Raw genomic sequence first — 16,712 nt, forward strand, 5'->3', positions numbered from 1 at the left:
CGCGCCCGATGGGAAGCTGTTCCGGAGGCCGCTATCATAGCAATATGCCCAAGACATCATGGCCTCGCCGCCTGCCCGATCCGGCAAGTGCCCGCGATACCGATCCCGGAATTCCCGCCGTCCGAGCGTCACATTGCGCGCGGCTGCTGGCGGCCGTGCTCGTGCTGACGTTGGCAGCACCGGCCTGGCCGCAGGGCGTGCCGCCCGCGCGGCTGAAATCCGCCAGCCCGACATCCAGCCCGACATCCAGCGCGACGCCGACCGCCATCTCCAGCCCGGCACTCGGCGCGGCACCGGTCCCGACGCTGTCCGGTGACGCCAGCGACCAGGTCTACGACAACCTCAACCGTAGCGTGAAGGCTGGCCAGAAGTCCGAATTTGGCTTGCGCACCAACAATGCGGTGGTGGAAGGCGGCGGCGTCCAGTTGCCGGATCTCGGCGACCCGTCCACCGCGGCGTTGTCGCCGGACATGGAAAAGCGCCTGGGCGACCGCATCATGCGCGATATCCGGCGCGATCCGGATTTCGTGTCCGATGCGTTGCTGAACGACTATCTCAATATGCTGGGCTATCGCCTGGTGCAGGCGGCTCGCAAGCAGAACATTTCGGGTTCCAACGGCTCGGGCACCTTTGCCACCGGTTTCGAACTATTCGGCGTGCGCGACCGGTCGATCAACGCATTCGCGCTGCCCGGCGGCTATATCGGTGTGCATACCGGCCTGCTGGTCCAGTCCGACACCGAATCAGAACTGGCCTCGGTGCTCGGCCATGAAATCGGCCACGTGATGCAGCGTCACATCGCGCGCGGCATCACCAATCAGGACCAGTCGATGTGGATCGCGCTGGCCTCGATGGTGCTGGCCGGACTGGCCGCGACCAAGAGCGGCGATGCCGCGGCGGCGCTGGCGATGGGCGGGCAGGGCGCGGCGGCGGCCAACCAGTTGTCGTTTTCGCGCGGCGCGGAACGCGAGGCGGACCGCGTCGGCTTCCAGATCATGACGGCGGCCGGGTTTGATCCGCAGGGCATGCCCGATTTCTTCTCGCGCCTGCAGCGCGTGACGGGTATCTCGGACAACTCGGTGCCGACCTACGTGCGGACGCACCCGCTGACGTCGGAGCGAATCGCAGACATGCAGGACCGTGTGCGTCACGTGATGGCGCGCAAGGTCGCCAACACACCCGAATATGAATTTGCCCGGGTGCGGGCGCGGGTCATCCAGGCGACCACGCCAAACGATCAACGCGATGCGCTGGCGGCCCTCCAGGCCCAGTTGAACGGGGCGCCGGCCATGCGCCTGCCGGCGGTGTACTACGGCATCGCGTTCGCCAACCAGCGGCTGGGCCGTTACCCGGCGGCCGACCAGGCGCTGGCGGAGGCGCGCCGCCTCTACGGCAATATTCCTGGCGCGTCGTCGGGCAGCCCGATGCTCGACGTCATGGCGATCGAGCTGGCGCGCGCCGAAGGCCGCCCGCAGGATGCGCTGGCCCAGGCCACGGCATCGCTGCGCGCGTTTCCGCTGTCGCACGCCGTGGCGCTGACCTATGCCGATTCGCTGGTGGCGGCGGGCAAGCTCGACGACGCCGTCACCTTCCTGCGTTCCCGGACGCGCGAGGAAACCGCGCGCAGTGAATGGTGGGATTTGCTGGCGCGCGCGTATGCGGCGCAGGGCAAGCGCCTGAAGCAACACCAGGCGCTGGCTGAGAAATATGCGATGGATGGCTCGTACCAGGCCGCCATCGAGCAACTGCAGATCGCCCGCAAGGCCGGCGATGGCGACTTCTATACGTTGTCCGAGGTCGATGCGCGGCTGCACCAGTTGCAGCTGCAGTACCGCGAGGAGCGGCAGGACAACAAGGGGATGCCGAACTAGGCTGGCATGTCCCCGGGGCACGCCAGCGGGGATCAGCCCGGTTCGGGCTCCGGCATCCGGACAAAGCCGAAACGCTTCGGCACCTCGTCTTCCACGATCGGTTCGATATCGATGTCGCGCCCTGCGTGATGGAACACGCCGAGCACGGCGCCGCATGCCTCGCCGTGCCATGTGCAGGCGCTGCTGAAGGCATCGAGATCATGGTCGTGCAGCAGCGCGGCCTGCGTCCGTGCCGCATCGCCGCTCAGGCCCTCAACCTTGCCCGCCAGCACCACGTTGCCGTGCTCGTCGGCATGGCAGGCCTCCAGCGCGAACGGCCGTTGCGTGGTGGTGGTCAGCCGCCCCTCGTGCAACCGCACGATCCATGGCGCATAGGCCAGCGAGACGAACACGCGTTGCGGCCCGTTCTGGAAGAACCATCCGCCGCGCGCATCCTGCACATAGTTGCGCTCGATAAAACCGACCAGGGCGTCATGCCGGATCGGGTCGCCGGACAGGCCATGCTGCTGCGCGAATTCATTGCGCATGCGCCATTGCCCGCGCCGGTCCAATGCCAGCCAGCCGTAGCAGTTGGGCACGTTGGGCCAGCGGGCCATCGCTTGCTTGACGATCTCGTCCATGGTCGTTGTCTCCTTCCGTCACGCGGCATCCCGCGCTTTATGCCGCGCGCGGGGTCAGCCCACGCTGTCGAAGAAATCGAGGATGCGCGCGGGCAGCCATTCGATGTGGCCCGCCACCGGCAGCAGCGGCATCTGCCCCAGCATGCCGCCGCGCGGCGTCATGAAGCCGACGTGGCCGCCGTGTTCGGGCTGCTCCAGCAACACGTCCGTACTGACGTCGGCGGGGCCCGGCAGGTGATGTTCCGGCAGGAACGGGTCGTTGCGCGCGTTCAGCACCAGCGTGGGAATGCGGATTTCGCCGAGGATGGGTTTGCTGGCCGCGCGGGCCCAGTAGTCGTCGGTATCGCGAAAGCCATGCAGCGGTGCGGTCACGACGTTGTCGAATGCGTACAGGTCGCGGCTGGCCAGCATCGTGGCGCGGTCGAACAGGTTCGGAAACTGATCCAGCTTGGCCAGCGACTTGCGCTTGAGCGTCTGCAGGAACATCCGCGTATAGATCAGGTTGAAACCGCTCGATAGCGCCGCGCCACCGGCAGCCAGGTCCACCGGGGCGGAGATCGCTGCCGCGGCGGACAGGAAGCCCGCACCGCGGCCTTCCTCGCCCAGGTAGCGCAGCAGCGCATTGCCACCCAGCGAGATGCCTACCGCCAGCATATGCCGATCCGGTTCCGCGGCGTGGACCTGCTTGCGCAGGCGCTCCAGCACCCAGCGGATCTCGGCCGAATCGCCTGAATGATAGAAGCGCGGCGCGCGGTTCAGTTCGCCCGAGCAGCCACGGAAATGTGGAATCACGCCTTGCCAGCCGCGCTCGCGCAACGCGTGCATCAGCGTCTGCGCGTAGTGGCTGCGGGAGTCGCCTTCCAGGCCGTGGAACATGATGACCAGCGGTGCGCCGGGCGCAACCGGGTGCGTGGTCCAGTCCAGGTCGATGAAATCGCCGTCCGGCGTATCCCAGCGTTCCCGCCGGAAGGTGACGCGGCGGTATCGCGTGAAGCGTGCGGCAAGGATGGTTTGCGCATGGCCGCCGCGCAGCCACCACGGGGTGTGGAAGGCCTCGCCGAACAGCATGGCGGTGCGGCCAGTCAGTGCAGCGCCTGGCCCGGTGCGGCGGCCACGGCGGCCACCTGCACCGCGTTGGCCGGGCTGCAGTGGATGTGGGCAAGGCGCCAGCCCTCGTGGTTCTGCATCAGCACGTAGGTGGTGTGCACGTAGAGATCGGCTTCCACGCGATCGTCGCCAAAGCGCAGGGCCTCGGTGACGTCGAAGATCGACACGCCAAGCGTGGCGTGGCTGCTGGTCTCGATGGCGTCGATCAGCACCGGCTGCTCTTCCAGCAGTTGCGCAAAGGCCTGGCGCAGGTGCTCGTGTCCGATCAGGCGCTGGCCGTCAGGCATCACGCAGGTGACCGAGTCTTCGTCCAGCCACAGCCGCAGCGCGCCGTCGGCGTCACGCAACTTCATGGCTTCACGGAAGGCATCGACGATGTCTTCGGCGGAATCGAACAGGCGGGCGAAACGAGGCATGTTGGCGTGGTCAGGGACGGTGCAGAAGCTGGCGCAACTCGACGAACACCATTTCGGGTTCGATTTCCTTCAGGCAGCGCAGGTGGCCGAGCGGGCACTCCCGCTTGAAGCAGGGACTGCACTCGAGTTGCAGCCACATGATACTCGCTGCCTGTGACAGCGGGGGCGTGTGGCGGGGATCACTCGAACCGAAGACGGCCACCTGGGGCCGGTTCAGCGCGGCGGTCACGTGCATCAGGCCGGAATCGTTGCAGACCGCGGCCTCGGACAGCGCCAGCAGGTCCACGGCGTCGTCCAGCGAGGTCTGGCCGCACAGGTTGCGCACGAACGGTGCCCCCTTGACGATCTCGTCGGCGATCTCGGCATCCTTGCCCGACCCCAGCGCGATGATCTGTGCGTAGGGGAACGAACGCCGCAGCATTTGCGCCAGTTCGGCAAAGTGCGCAGCGGGCCAGCGCTTGGCCGGGCCGAATTCGGCGCCCGGGCAAAACGCGATCACGCGCGTCTGCGGCGGGATGCCGAAGCGTTCCGCGGTGGCGGCCATGCGTACCGGATCGGTCTTGAGCTTCGGGTCGGGGATCGACTCCGGCAGCCTGCCACCCGGCTTCACCGCCAGCCGGGCGTAGTGCTCCACCATCGGCGGGCGCTTGTCGCGCGGCGGATTGGCGTGGCGCACATTGAGCATGCCGAAGCGCGCTTCGCCGCGATAGCCGACGCGCAGCGGAATGCCAGCGAGGAACGGAATCAGCGACGATTTCAGCGAATTCGGCAGCACGTAGGCCACGTCGTAGCCTTCATGCTTGAGCTGTTGCGCGAACAACAGCCGGGCGGACAGTTGCAGCTTGCCGTGCGCGAGCTCGCTCGGGAACACAGTGCTGATTTCCGGCATGCGCGCCAGCACCGGGGCGACCCACTTGGGCGCCAGGGCGTCGATGACCAGTCGAGGGTTGCGAGCCTTGAGCAGCGCGAACAGCGGCTGCGCCATCAGGGCGTCGCCGATCCAGTTGGGGGCGATGACGAGGGCTTTTTTCATATTGTGGGTGTTGCGTGGCCCTGTAGTACGGTGCCCGGAGCGGGGCCGGCGTCACAGGCGGACGCCGCGTATGCCAACGCCCCGGGGCGCGGGGCGGCCCGGGGCGTCTTGATGATCCGACGGAAAGTGGCTTGGGCCGGGTGTGTCAGTGGTGACCCTTGAGCACGGTGCCCGGCTTGAGCTTGTACACGGTGCCGCAGTATGGGCACTTGACCTCGCCGGTGTCCACGACGTCCAGGAAGACGCGGGGGTGGTAGTTCCAGGCGGGCGTGTTGCCCGTGGGGCAATGCAGCGGAATGTCTTCTGCGCCGATTTCGACGACGGATGCGGTTTGGGTCATGGTGTTGCGTTGTCTTGCGGGTGATTTATGGGTAATGCGGGATGGCGCCGTCGCTCAGACCGGCGTCAGCCATTTCTTGTACTTCTCGTCCGTGCCGCCCACGGCGGCAAAGAACGTGTCCTGGATGCGCTTGGTGATCGGGCCACGGCGGCCTTCGCCAATCACGCGGTCGTCCAGCTCGCGGATCGGGGTCACTTCGGCGGCGGTGCCGGTGAAGAACGCTTCGTCGGCGCAGTACATCTCGTCGCGCGTGATGCGCTTTTCGCGCACCTCGATGCCGAGGTCGCGGGCGATCGTCAGCGTGGCGTCGCGCGTGATGCCGTCCAGGCACGAGGCCAGGTCTGGCGTGTAGATCACGCCATTGCGCACGATGAACACGTTCTCGCCGGAGCCTTCGCTCACGTAGCCGTCGGTGTCCAGCAGCAGCGCTTCGTCGTAGCCGAGGCCGGTGGCCTCCTGGTTGGCCAGGATCGAGTTGATGTAGTAGCCGCTGGCCTTGGCACGCACCAGCGACACGTTGACATGGTGGCGCGTGAACGACGACGTCTTCACACGGATGCCGCGTTCCATGCCTTCCTCGCCCAGGTAGGCGCCCCACGGCCAGGCGGCGATGGCCACGTGGATCGTGTTGCCCCGGGCGGAAACGCCGAGCTTTTCCGAGCCGATCCACACCAGCGGGCGGATGTAGCACGATTCGAGGTTGTTGGCCCGCACGACTTCGCGCTGGGCGGCCTCGAGCGTGGCTTCATCGAACGGCATGGCCATCTGGAAGATCTTGGCCGAATTGAACAGGCGGCGCGTGTGCTCTTTCAGGCGGAAAATCGCGGTGCCGTCCGGCGTCTTGTAGGCGCGCACACCTTCGAATACGCCCATGCCGTAGTGCAGGGTGTGCGTCAGTACGTGAATCTTGGCATCGCGCCACTCAATGAGCTTGCCGTCCATCCAGATCTTGCCGTCGCGATCCGCCATCGACATGGTTGTCTCCCTGTGCACCAAGAAAAGTCGCAAAGACGCCATTGTAAGCCGCGCGCCCTGACGTGCCAACGCGCGGCGGGTGGCTTGGGCGCCGCCGCGTTCTACAATCGCACCTCCGACCCACCCTTCGACTTCAATCTCTCGCCCGTGCCCGCAATCCACCCCGCTGAAGACGGGGATGTTCCCGACGACGACCGCTGGCAGGACGCGCTAGGCGCGCTGGCGGCGCTTGCCGGCGGCGAGGCCACGGGCGCTGTCGATGGCCGGCGTCTGCTCTGGGCGCTGACGATCGACGCGGACGGCGTGGTCGGGACGGTCGAGGCGATGGAGCAGACCCACGGCCCGCGCGGCTGGAGCAAGCCGCGTCCGCTGCCGCTGGCGCGTGTGGCCGACGACGACACGCTGGCGCCGTGGGATGCCCGCGTGGCGCGCGCCATCCGCCGCGACCAGTCGCGCAATCGCCGCCACGTGATCGATCGTGCCGCCGCCGTGATGGCGCTGGTCGGCCATCCGGGCGTGGTCCTGTCCCATGCACCCACGGTTCCGATGGAGGTGGTGGAGGCGGCGCCGACGCTGGAAGCCGTGCGCGAAGGGGACCGCTACGTGTTGCGCATCGTGCCGCCGCTGCGCGAGGCGCCGGCGATGGAGGACTTCCTGCCCGCCGCTGCCCGGCTGGAAGCCGAGGCACTGCGCCAGATTTCCGTCCTGCAGGACGGCCCGCGCCGCCTGCGGGTGATCCGCTTCACGCCGGCCCAGCAGGGCGCCGCGCGCCTGATCGCCGACGGGCTGGCCGTGCCGGCCAATGCCCAGGCCAGACTGGACAGCACGCTGCGGGCGCTTGCCGGCCATTTCCAGATCCATGCCGATGCATCGGGCGAAGCGCGTGAGCGCGCGCCCGAGGGCCGGTTGCGCGCCGAGGTGGCGCCGGTCGGTCGCGGCATCAGCCTGCGGCTGGTGGTCACGCCGCTGGGGCCGCTCGGTCCCCGTCTGGCGCCGGGCAGCGGCCGGGCCCGGTTGATGGCGACGGTCGGCGGCGAGACCCTCGTCACGCATCGCGATGTCGACGCTGAGCTGGCTCACATGGCCGAGGTGTTCCAGGCCCTGCCGTTCCTCGTGGAGCAGGCACCGGCCAGCGGCGAATACACATGGACGCTCGACGATCCCGAAGACGCGCTGACGGCCGTGGAGGTGCTGCCCGGGCTCGCCGGTGTGATCGACCTCGAATGGCCGCGCGGCCGCGAGATCCGCCTGATTGCAGCCGATATCCCGCAACTGGCCGTCAGCGTGGAGACGGGCAGCGAGTGGTTCAAGCTCGTCGGCGAACTGCGCGTGGCCGAGGGGCTGGTGATGTCGCTGGAAAAGCTCGTGGCATGGGCGCACGGGCACGCCGGCCGCTTCATGCCGATGGGGCAGGGCGTCTACGTGGCGCTGACGCGCCAGTTGCGCGGGCGGCTGCGTGACCTGGCCGGCGTGGGAGACGGTCTGCGCGACGGCATCCGCGTGCCGCTGGTGGCTGCGCCGTGGCTGGACGACGTGCTGGCCGGCGTGGGTGTCGATCCCGATGCGCACTTCCGCACGCGCGTGGCGCGCCTGCGTGCCGCGCGCGACGTCGATGCTGCGGTTCCGGCCACGCTGGCGGCCGATCTTCGCCCGTATCAGGAAGAGGGCTACCGCTGGATGATGGCGCTGGTCGAGGCCGGCTTCGGCGCCTGCCTGGCCGATGACATGGGGCTCGGCAAGACGCTGCAGTCGCTGGCCGTGATGCTGGCGCGCGCGGCGGGCGGGGCCGCGCTGGTGGTCGCCCCGACTTCCGTCTGCGGCAACTGGGCGGCCGAGGCCCGTCGCTTCGCGCCATCGCTGCGCGTGCATGTCTATGCCGAGGGGGACCGCGAGGCCATCGTCGGGCAGGCGGGCGCGCACGATCTGGTCATCGTGTCGTACAACCTGCTGCAACAGGCGCGCAAGGATTTCTGCGGCCGGCACTGGCATACCGTGGTCGCTGACGAGGCGCAGTCGTTCAAGAATCCGTCGTCACGGCGTGCCCAGGCGATGTTCGCGCTGCAGGCCGATGGCCGGCTGGCGCTGTCGGGCACGCCGGTGGAAAACCGGCTGGCCGAACTCTGGGCCGTGATGCGCTTCTGCAATCCGGGGCTGCTCGGGTCGCTGGTCCGCTTCAACGAGCATTTCGCGAACCCGATCGAGCGCAACGGCGCGCGGGACCCGCGCCTGCGGCTGCGGCGCATGATCGCGCCCTTCGTGCTGCGCCGGACCAAGGCGCAGGTGCTGGACGAGCTGCCGCCGCGCACCGAGCTGGTCATCCGCGTGGAACCGGAACCCACGGAGGCCGCGCACTACGAAGCGCTGCGCCGCCAGGCGCTGTCCGAGGCCGAACGCGCCCTGCTGCGGCCGGCCCGGGGCAAGAAGGGGCGCCCGAAGCCGGTGGAGCCCGAGGCGCGCATCCATGTGCTGGCCCAACTGATGCGCATGCGTCGCGCGGCCTGCGATCCGCGCCTGGTCACGCCGGAAGTCGGCCAGCCCGGGGCCAAGGTCCGCGCGTTCGCCGAGCTGGCCGCCACGCTGGCGGCCAATGGTCACAAGACGCTGGTCTTCAGCCAGTTTGTCGATTTCCTGCGATTGCTGCGGCAGGCGCTGGACGATACCGGCCTGACATATCAATACCTGGACGGCGCCACGCCGGCCGGCGAACGCACGCGTCGCGTGGCGGCGTTCCAGGCGGGGGAGGGCGATGTCTTCCTGATCAGCCTCAAGGCCGGCGGTTTCGGCCTGAACCTGACCGCCGCCGACTACATCGTGATCGCCGACCCGTGGTGGAATCCCGCCGCCGAGGATCAGGCGATGGGCCGTGCGCACCGGATCGGCCAGCAGCGCCCGGTCACGGTCTACCGATTGATCGCGGCCGGAACGATCGAGGAGCGGATCGTCGAGCTCCATCAGGGCAAGCGCGCGCTGGCTGATGGCGTGCTGGACGCCACGGACGGCGAGGTGACTGGCCGCGACGTGCCGCTGCCGGATATCGACGAACTCGTGGGTTTGCTGCGCCGCTGAGCGGTGTTGCACCAAACGGTATACCAAATGCGTCCCGCAGATGGTGCGCACTGCCGCGCTCGGGCCGCCTGAAAGCAGCACTTTCCCTAATTTTGCCTTGTTGCAGTGCATTCAAGCTGGCACAAATGCTGCCTTGTACTTCGCGGATTTGTGAATATAGTATACCGAATACTGCTTCCCGATAGCCCCCCACAGGCCGGCCCGAGCCAACTGCCGGCCCACGACAATACGGAGCGACTGTGACCCTGCCCGACCTCATGCCGGCCGACACTCCTCGGCCGGAGGCGCCCTTTTTGCTGCTCTGGCAAGCCGCCGGGCAACTCGCCCGCGGCGAAACCACCGCCATGGCGCTGGTCGATGCCTGCCAGACCGCCTGGTCCGCGCATAACGGCGAGATCAATGCGATGGTGCTGGCCGACTTCGAGGCCGCGCGCGAGGCGGCGCGGCAGAGCGACCAGCGCCGCCTCTCCGGATGCGCACGTGGCGCGCTCGATGGCATCCCGTTCTCGGTCAAGGAGTCGTTCGATGTGGCCGGCTGGCCCACCACGTGCGGCAGTCCCGCGCGGCGTGACCATCGGGCGGCGGCCGATGCCGTGGTCGTGGCGCGGCTGCGCGCGCAAGGCGCCGTGCTGCTCGACAAGACCAACGTGCCACTCGGCCTGCGCGACTGGCAGAGCTACAACGCGATCTACGGCACCACGCGCAATCCGCGCGACCTCGCCCGTACCCCGGGCGGATCGTCGGGCGGGAGCGCGGCGGCGGTCTGCGCCGGCATGAGTTTCTTCGACATCGGCTCGGACATCGGCTCGTCGCTGCGCAATCCCGCGCACTACTGCGGCGTCTTCTCGCACAAGAGCAGCCACGGGCTGGTGCCGCTGCGCGGGCATGGCAATGCCGAGGCCGGGTTTGTCGCGCAGGACATCAATGTGGCGGGGCCGGTGGCGCGCAGCGCGCATGACCTGGAGCTGGTGCTGCGCGCCATTGCGGGGCCGGTTGGCGACGAGGCGTCGGCATGGCGGCTCGATCTGCCGCCGTGCGGTCCCGCGCGCCTGTCCGACTTCCGCGTGGCGGTGCTGCCGACCCACCCGCTGGCGGAGGCCGACGCGGCCGTGAGCGGCGAGATCGAACGGCTGGGGCACTGGCTCGAGGCGCAGGGTGCGCAGGTCAGCTGGAGCGTGCGCCCCGACTTCGATCCCGCGGCGCTGTGGCGCGTCTACGTGCTGCTGCTGCGCGCGACGACATCGCTCCACATGGATGACGCCGCGTTCGCCGACGCCCTGTCGCGTGCGCAAGCGAGTGGCGGCAGTGACGACTACGCGTCGCTCCAGTTCGAAGGTGCCGTGCTCACGCACCGCGACTGGCTGCGCCTGCAAACGGCCCGCGAACAGTTCGCGCGAGCGTGGCAGCGCTTCTTTGCCGATTACGACGTGCTGCTGTGCCCGGCCGCCACAACGACGGCGTTCCCGATCGACGAAACCGGCGAGCCCTGGCAGCGCACGTTGCAGGTCAACGGACGCCCGTGGCCGCTGACGTCGCAGTTGTTCTGGGCCGGCCATTCCGGCCTGTGCGGACTGCCATCGACGGTGGCCCCGATCGGCCCCGCGTGCGACGGCCTGCCGGTTGGCGTGCAGATCGTCGCGCGCCGCCACGGCGACCTGACCTCGCTCGGCTTCGCGCAACGGCTGGAAGACGCCGGCTACGCGTTTCAGCCGCCGGGTGAGCCGCTGCGTCACCGACCGGGCCGCCCGTCAAAGGGCGCACCTGGCACGCCGCCCACGACCAATCACCATCACGACGTCTGACAGGAGGAGGGGATCATGCTGAGCTGGTTCAGGGAGCTGTCGCGCGCCGAGCGCAAGGGGTTCTATGGAGCGTTCCTCGGCCATGCGGTCGACGTGTTCGACTTCATGATCTATTCGTTCCTCATTTCCACGTTGCTGGCGCAATGGGGCATGAGCAAGTCGATGGCCGGCGCCATCGTCACGTGGACGCTGGTGTCGTCTCTGGTGGGCGCGATCGGCGCCGGGCTGCTGGCCGACCGCTTCGGCCGCGTGCGTGTGCTGCGCTGGACGATTCTGGTGTTCGCGGTGTCGTGCTTCCTGTGCGGCATGGCCAATTCGCCGGAGCAGCTGATGGCGTTCCGGATGCTGCAGGGGCTCGGGTTTGGCGGCGAGTCGTCGCTGTGCATGGTGCTGGTGACGGAGCTGATCCGCAATCCGGCGCATCGCGGCAAGTACTCGGGCTTTACCGCCAGCAGCTATTCGTTCGGCTGGGGCGGCGCGGCCATCGCGTACGCGATCACGTTCAACCTGTTCGAGCCGGAGGTGGCGTGGCGCGTCTGCTTCTTCCTGGGCATCCTGCCGGCGCTGGCGGTGGTCTACCTGCGCCGCAACCTGCAGGAGCCGGAGGTGTTCCTGAAGAGCCGGGCCGAGCGTGGCAAGGTCTCGCCCGGCGCCGATCTCGCGCGCGTGTTCCGCCGCCCGCTGCTGCGCAAGACCGTGCTGTGCAGCCTGCTGTCGGGCGGGATGCTGGGCGCCTACTACGCGATTGCCACCTGGTTGCCGACCTTTCTCAAGACCGAACGCGGCCTGTCGGTGTTTGGCACGAGTTCCTACCTGGCCGTGACGATCCTCGGTTCGCTGGTCGGCTACGTGGCCGGTGCCTACGCGACGGACCGCTGGGGGCGCCGCCTGACGTACATCGTGTTCGCGGCGGGCGCCTTCGTCATGGCGATGGTCTACATGGTGATCCCGGTGTCCAACACGTCGATGCTGTTCCTGGGCTTTCCGCTGGGCGTGCTGATGCAGGGCGTGTTCGCGGGGATCGGCGCCACGATCTCGGAGTCCTACCCGAGCAGCGTCCGCGCCACGGGCTACGGCGTGTCGTACAACCTGGGCCGGGTGATCGGGTCGTTCTTCCCGCTGGCGGTGGGCTGGCTCAACAGCGGGCGGACGTCGCTGGCGCTGGCCATCGCGATGGTGGCAGGGGTCGGCTACGCCGTGGTGATGGTGTCGGCCGCGTTGCTGCCGGAGACCTCGGGCATCGACCTGGGCGAGGCTGGCGGCGGCGACGAACACAAGGTGCCGGAAGTGACGGCGGAGCCGGCCACCCTGACGCCGACGGGGCGTCCGGCCTGAGGAGGGTTCCCGCGCGGACGCCCTGCGTGGGCGTTCCGGCTTTCCGTCGAGTCAATCGCCCTCAGGCGGCGTTGATGTGCCGATCAGTGGGTCGATCCGTGTGCCGATTCATGAGTCGATTTACCGCGAAACAACACTTTTAAGTCGTCGCTTACCAGCGACCCTCCCACGCCTATAATGGCTGCTTTGCCTTCGGACGCGCGCCCGCGCGGCCGAAGGTGCCCCCCGACGGCCTGGCCCTTTTGCACGATACGCACGATACGTTCGATACACACGCGAACCGTACAAACGTGGCGCCGCCGTAGCCTTGCCCCCTCATTCAGCGTTTTTTGTTCTTCGACATGACTCCCCGACAGTCGTCCCCGGTGTGGTTGCGCCTCTGGCATCGCTTTGCCGAGGTGGAGCGCAACAGCTTTCTCGCCGGCGCGCGCTTTTTCGCGCCTTCCCTGCCCGCCGTGTTTTCGTGGGGGCTGGTCACCGGGGTGGCCATGAGCAAATCGGCGCTGACCGTGCCGGAGGCCATCGGCATGTCGCTGCTGGTCTATGCGGGCTCCGCGCAACTGGCGGTGCTGCCGCTGTTCGCCGCCGGGCTGCCGATCTGGACCGTGTGGCTCACCGCCGCCGTGGTCAACCTGCGCTTCGTGATCTTCAGCGCGGCGCTGCAGCCGCACTTCAGCTACCTGCCGCTATGGCGGCGCACCGCGCTGGGGTTCTTCAACGGCGACCTGCACTTCGTCTACTTCATGCAGCGCTACACCGAGCCCGGCTACGCGCCCGGCAAGGAAGGCTATTTCTGGGGCATGGCGCTGATCAACGCCATGACGTGGCAGGTGTCGTCGATCATCGGCATCGTGCTGGCCAGCCTCTTCCCCGATAGCTGGGGCCTGGGCCTGGCGGGAACGATGGCGCTGATCCCGGTGATGATCGCCACCATCAATTCGCGCTCGACGCTGATGGCGGTGGTGGTGTCCGCGGTGCTGGCGCTGTTGTGCTTCGACCTGCCGTACCGGCTCAGTCTGGTGGTGGCCGTGGTGGGGGCCATTGCCGCCGGCATGGCCAGCGACGAGCTGGCCGCGCGCGCCACGCTGCGCGCGATCCGCGCCCGCAAGGCCACGCATCCGCAGACGGGAGACCGGGCATGAGCCACCTCGAAACCTGGATCGCCATCGTCGGCATGGCCGTGGTGACCATCTTCAGCCGCGCGCTGTTCCTGATGGCGGGCGAGCGCGTCACGGTGCCGGACCGCATCCAGCGCGCGCTGCGCTACGCGCCGGCCGCCGCGCTGGCGGCGATCATCCTGCCGGACTTCCTGACCTGGCAGGGGCATTTCACGCTCTCCCCGGTCAACGACAAGCTGATGGCGGGTATCGCGGCCACGGTGTTCTACCTGCTCACGCGCCGCATGGTCGGCATGATCCTGGCGGGGATGGCGGTCTACACCGCGCTGCGTTTCCTGGGCTGAGTCCAGCCCGGAGAGCACGTCGGCACGTCGATACGTCAGCGCATCAGCAAGTCAGCAAGTCAGCAGTCAGCAAGTCAGCAAGTCAGCAAGTCAGAAGCGGGCCGATTCCGTCAGCACGGTGCCCAGCCGCGTCAGCAGGTGGGCGAGCTGGGCCTGCGTGCCGGTGTTGGTCTTCGTGAAGACGGACTTGAGCTGGGTGCGGCTGGTTTCGCGTTTGATGCCAAGCTGCGCGCAGGCATCGGGCAGGCCCATGCCCGTGGTCAGCAGCATCGCCAGGCGTGTCTCCGCCGGTGTGAGCCCGTAGAGGTCGCGCAGCACCGCGGTGATCGCACGCGGCGTGCCAGCGCCTTCATGGATCGCCACCAGCACCGCCTGCCCGTGCCAGTCGGCGTCGAGTCGGAGGGCGGGGGTCAGCGCCATGGCCACGATCTGGACGCTGCGCCCATCCGTGCCGAACGCCTGGATCGCCTGCACCGATTGCGAGGTGGCCGCATCGCAAACGCTGCGGATGACCTCGGCGAACGGGCGCGACAGCCGCCAGCCGTTGCCATTCAGCGGCGGCGTGTCCGCCGCGCCGGCGCCTGCCACCGGCACCAGGCGGCGCACCCACGGTTCGCCCGCGGGATTGGTCAGCATGGCCTTGCCCGACTGGGAAAACACCACCACGCCAAACGGCAGCCGGTTCAGCAGATCCGCCGAGACATGGCCATGTGCCGCCACGGCATGCGTCCGCTCGCGCAGGGCGATGGCTTCGCGCAGGTGCGGGATGGCCCAGTCCAGCGCGCGCGCATCCGCCTCGGAGTAGCCTTCGCGCCCGGCGGGCCGTTGCAGCGACAGGTAGACTTCGTAGGTCGGGCGGCGGTCGATCAGGCAGGCCATGATCGACGACAACTCGAAATCGTGGAAGAACTCGCCGTAGGCCGGCCGGCGCGTGCCGGCCTCGCCCGCATCGCGCCGGTCGATATACCAGTCGCCCACGGCCAGGCGTTCGGCAAACGGCAGGCCAGGGTCCGGGCGATGGGGGCGCGCGTCATGTGCAGCCGCTTCATTCGTGGCGGGATGGGCGGCCTGGCTGACCAGCACCCTGTCTTGCTCGGTGTCGAGGACCAGCAACGCGGCGTGCGCGCTGCCGCTGACGTCGCGGAGCGCGGCCAGGCTGCGTTGCCATGCATCGGGTTCGAAAATGCCTTGATAGAGACCGCGAATGGTCTCGTGCATCTCACTGTCGTTCATGACCTGGTCTTCCTTCTTGCGTGTTCTCTCGTGCGCGCGCACGGCGGATAGCCGTGGCGAGCCGGGTCGCTTGCCTGCAAGTCGTGTGGTGAACCGCAGGCTCTTTATGGAACGCCTCGGGGAGGCTGTTGTTGTCAGTTTCCCTCGAGCGTGGCGGCCAGCCGCGACAGCAGGTGCGTGAGTTGCGCCTGGCTGCCACAGCCGGTCTTCAGGAAGATGGATTTGAGCTGGGTGCGCGCGGTCTCGTGCCGGATGCGCAGCTGCCGGCTGGCATCTGGCAGGCCTTCTCCCGTGGCCAGTCGCGTCGCCAGGCGCGTTTCGGCCGGCGTCAGCGCGTACAGGTCGCGTAGGACCGTCTCGAGCAGGATGGAGGGGGCATCGGCCTCATGGACCACGACGACCGCCGCGGGCTGCTGCCAGTGCGATGCCAGGATGTGGGTGGGCGGCAGCGGCAGCACCAGGACCTGCGCCTGGGCGCCGCCGGCGTCCGTGGCGCGCGCGGCCTGCGCGGCCACGGGGCGCCCGGGGTTGCAGGCGGCCTGGAGCATATCGGCAAAGCCGCGCGACAGGTGCCAGTCGCCGGTCTTGCCGGCGGGATCGAGCCGGCGCGCCCAGCGTTCGCCGGCGGTATTGGCCAGCAGCATGCGGCGGTCCGGCGTGTAGACGGCCACCGCGAAGGCCAGTCGTTCCAGCAGTCGCGCCGACAGGGCGGCCAGCGTGGACAGGCCAAGCGTGCGGTCGCGCATGGCGATGGCGCTGCGCATGTGCGGGATCACCCAGTCCAGCGCGCGGGTGTCCTCGCCGGAAAAGGCTTCCTGCGATAGCGCGCGCTGCATCGAGAAATAGACCTCGTAGTGCGGCTGGCGCTCGACCAGGCATGCCACGTAGGAGCGCAATTCGAAGCGGTTGAAGAAGTCGCAGTAGAACGGGTGCCGTGCCATGGCCTGCGGGCCGAGGTCGCGCGCGTCGATATACCAGGCGCCGGGCACCAGGCGCGGTGCGAAGGCCTTGGCCGGGTCGATGGCCTGGAAATCGTTCTCGTAGGTGGAAAACAATTCTTCCACCGGATTGACGATTTCGTTGACGGTGACCTGGTCGCGAACGGTATCCCACACCATCATGGACGCGTGCGCGGTCCCAGCCATTTCCGTGAGCGCGCGCAGGCTGTGCTGCCAGGCGCCGGGATCCAGTATGCCTTCGTACAAGCCACGGATGACCCCGTGCATGCTCGCCTGATTCATGACTACCCCTTTGCATTCGCGACAACGTTTTTCCTTGCCGTGCCGGTTGCCCTGGCCGGGAAGTGATTTTTTTATCGCCGATCGTTGCCGGCTTTCGTCGTCCTGTACTAAAAACGCCAAAACGCACTCAAGTGTCTGGCCATGCATACGTTTAGTACATTGGTGCGTACATTAACCCAAGCCACGGCGGGTGCGCACTTCCCTGCACCCC

At 68.1% G+C, this 16,712-nt stretch carries 14 protein-coding genes; 6 read left to right on the plus strand and 8 right to left on the minus strand.

Translation table 11 applies throughout. From position 1 onward, the window contains the following. The first annotated feature begins 44 nt into the window (after window positions 1-44). A complete protein-coding gene (locus AC1DOX_RS15560) occupies window positions 45-1,871 on the plus strand; it encodes a beta-barrel assembly-enhancing protease (protein ID WP_441619142.1) in 1,827 nt (608 codons plus the stop codon). Between the two features lie 32 nt (window positions 1,872-1,903). Here the strand turns inward: AC1DOX_RS15560 and AC1DOX_RS15565 are convergent, their stop codons facing one another. From AC1DOX_RS15565 to AC1DOX_RS15590, 6 genes are all read right to left on the minus strand, one after another. Then, complete coding sequence (locus AC1DOX_RS15565; protein ID WP_441619144.1) at window positions 1,904-2,491, minus strand: DUF2946 family protein; 588 nt, start codon at window positions 2,489-2,491, stop codon at window positions 1,904-1,906. A gap of 54 nt (window positions 2,492-2,545) precedes the next feature. Further along, window positions 2,546-3,559: a YheT family hydrolase gene (locus AC1DOX_RS15570; protein WP_441619146.1), complete on the minus strand. Its 1,014-nt coding sequence runs from the start codon at window positions 3,557-3,559 to the stop codon at window positions 2,546-2,548. Between the two features lie 14 nt (window positions 3,560-3,573). Further along, window positions 3,574-4,014 (minus strand): YybH family protein, encoded by a 441-nt coding sequence (locus tag AC1DOX_RS15575; RefSeq protein WP_441619148.1) that lies wholly within the window; start codon window positions 4,012-4,014, stop codon window positions 3,574-3,576. 10 nt (window positions 4,015-4,024) lie between these two features. Beyond that, a complete protein-coding gene (gene waaF, locus AC1DOX_RS15580) occupies window positions 4,025-5,047 on the minus strand; it encodes a lipopolysaccharide heptosyltransferase II (protein ID WP_092136081.1) in 1,023 nt (340 codons plus the stop codon). A gap of 145 nt (window positions 5,048-5,192) precedes the next feature. Continuing rightward, entirely contained in the window at window positions 5,193-5,387 is a 195-nt protein-coding gene (locus tag AC1DOX_RS15585; protein ID WP_092136082.1) for a zinc-finger domain-containing protein, read from the minus strand. A gap of 54 nt (window positions 5,388-5,441) precedes the next feature. Then, window positions 5,442-6,362, minus strand: coding sequence for a branched-chain amino acid transaminase (locus AC1DOX_RS15590; RefSeq protein ID WP_441619151.1), 921 nt, complete (start codon window positions 6,360-6,362; stop codon window positions 5,442-5,444). Between the two features lie 147 nt (window positions 6,363-6,509). Here AC1DOX_RS15590 and AC1DOX_RS15595 point away from each other — a divergent pair, with 147 nt between their 5' ends. From AC1DOX_RS15595 to AC1DOX_RS15615, 5 genes are all read left to right on the plus strand, one after another. After that, window positions 6,510-9,428, plus strand: coding sequence for a DEAD/DEAH box helicase (locus AC1DOX_RS15595; RefSeq protein WP_441619198.1), 2,919 nt, complete (start codon window positions 6,510-6,512; stop codon window positions 9,426-9,428). A gap of 257 nt (window positions 9,429-9,685) precedes the next feature. Next, window positions 9,686-11,230 carry an amidase gene (locus AC1DOX_RS15600; protein ID WP_477114043.1) on the plus strand — a complete coding sequence of 515 codons (1,545 nt, stop codon included), beginning with the start codon at window positions 9,686-9,688 and terminating at the stop codon, window positions 11,228-11,230. Between the two features lie 15 nt (window positions 11,231-11,245). Then, a complete protein-coding gene (locus AC1DOX_RS15605; RefSeq protein WP_441619153.1) occupies window positions 11,246-12,565 on the plus strand; it encodes an MFS transporter in 1,320 nt (439 codons plus the stop codon). Between the two features lie 341 nt (window positions 12,566-12,906). Continuing rightward, window positions 12,907-13,707, plus strand: a complete 801-nt coding sequence (locus AC1DOX_RS15610) for an AzlC family ABC transporter permease (RefSeq protein ID WP_092136684.1) — start codon at window positions 12,907-12,909, stop codon at window positions 13,705-13,707. Continuing rightward, complete coding sequence (locus AC1DOX_RS15615) at window positions 13,704-14,027, plus strand: AzlD domain-containing protein (RefSeq protein ID WP_441619155.1); 324 nt, start codon at window positions 13,704-13,706, stop codon at window positions 14,025-14,027. The genes AC1DOX_RS15610 and AC1DOX_RS15615 overlap by 4 nt, the downstream gene beginning before the upstream one ends. Window positions 14,028-14,117: 90 nt before the next feature. On the opposite strand, the gene AC1DOX_RS15620 is transcribed toward AC1DOX_RS15615, so the two are convergent. Further along, window positions 14,118-15,260 carry a helix-turn-helix transcriptional regulator gene (locus AC1DOX_RS15620; RefSeq protein ID WP_441619157.1) on the minus strand — a complete coding sequence of 381 codons (1,143 nt, stop codon included), beginning with the start codon at window positions 15,258-15,260 and terminating at the stop codon, window positions 14,118-14,120. Between the two features lie 134 nt (window positions 15,261-15,394). Then, complete coding sequence (locus tag AC1DOX_RS15625) at window positions 15,395-16,501, minus strand: helix-turn-helix transcriptional regulator (RefSeq protein WP_441619159.1); 1,107 nt, start codon at window positions 16,499-16,501, stop codon at window positions 15,395-15,397. Between the last annotated feature and the right edge of the window lie 211 nt (window positions 16,502-16,712).

The sequence above is a fragment of the Cupriavidus sp. 01L415 genome, assembly GCF_056400065.1.

Excerpts from the sequence above, each read along its gene's own strand:
- AC1DOX_RS15625 (WP_441619159.1), bottom strand. The coding sequence starts at position 16,501 with ATGAATCAGGCGAGCATGCACGGGGTCATCCGTGGCTTGTACGAAGGC.
- AC1DOX_RS15610 (WP_092136684.1), top strand. The coding sequence starts at position 12,907 with ATGACTCCCCGACAGTCGTCCCCGGTGTGGTTGCGCCTCTGGCATCGC.
- AC1DOX_RS15575 (WP_441619148.1), bottom strand. The coding sequence starts at position 4,014 with ATGCCTCGTTTCGCCCGCCTGTTCGATTCCGCCGAAGACATCGTCGAT.
- AC1DOX_RS15620 (WP_441619157.1), bottom strand. The coding sequence starts at position 15,260 with ATGAACGACAGTGAGATGCACGAGACCATTCGCGGTCTCTATCAAGGC.
- AC1DOX_RS15590 (WP_441619151.1), bottom strand. The coding sequence starts at position 6,362 with ATGTCGATGGCGGATCGCGACGGCAAGATCTGGATGGACGGCAAGCTC.
- waaF (WP_092136081.1), bottom strand. The coding sequence starts at position 5,047 with ATGAAAAAAGCCCTCGTCATCGCCCCCAACTGGATCGGCGACGCCCTG.
- AC1DOX_RS15570 (WP_441619146.1), bottom strand. The coding sequence starts at position 3,559 with ATGCTGTTCGGCGAGGCCTTCCACACCCCGTGGTGGCTGCGCGGCGGC.
- AC1DOX_RS15605 (WP_441619153.1), top strand. The coding sequence starts at position 11,246 with ATGCTGAGCTGGTTCAGGGAGCTGTCGCGCGCCGAGCGCAAGGGGTTC.
- AC1DOX_RS15585 (WP_092136082.1), bottom strand. The coding sequence starts at position 5,387 with ATGACCCAAACCGCATCCGTCGTCGAAATCGGCGCAGAAGACATTCCG.
- AC1DOX_RS15600 (WP_477114043.1), top strand. The coding sequence starts at position 9,686 with ATGCCGGCCGACACTCCTCGGCCGGAGGCGCCCTTTTTGCTGCTCTGG.
- AC1DOX_RS15560 (WP_441619142.1), top strand. The coding sequence starts at position 45 with ATGCCCAAGACATCATGGCCTCGCCGCCTGCCCGATCCGGCAAGTGCC.
- AC1DOX_RS15615 (WP_441619155.1), top strand. The coding sequence starts at position 13,704 with ATGAGCCACCTCGAAACCTGGATCGCCATCGTCGGCATGGCCGTGGTG.
- AC1DOX_RS15565 (WP_441619144.1), bottom strand. The coding sequence starts at position 2,491 with ATGGACGAGATCGTCAAGCAAGCGATGGCCCGCTGGCCCAACGTGCCC.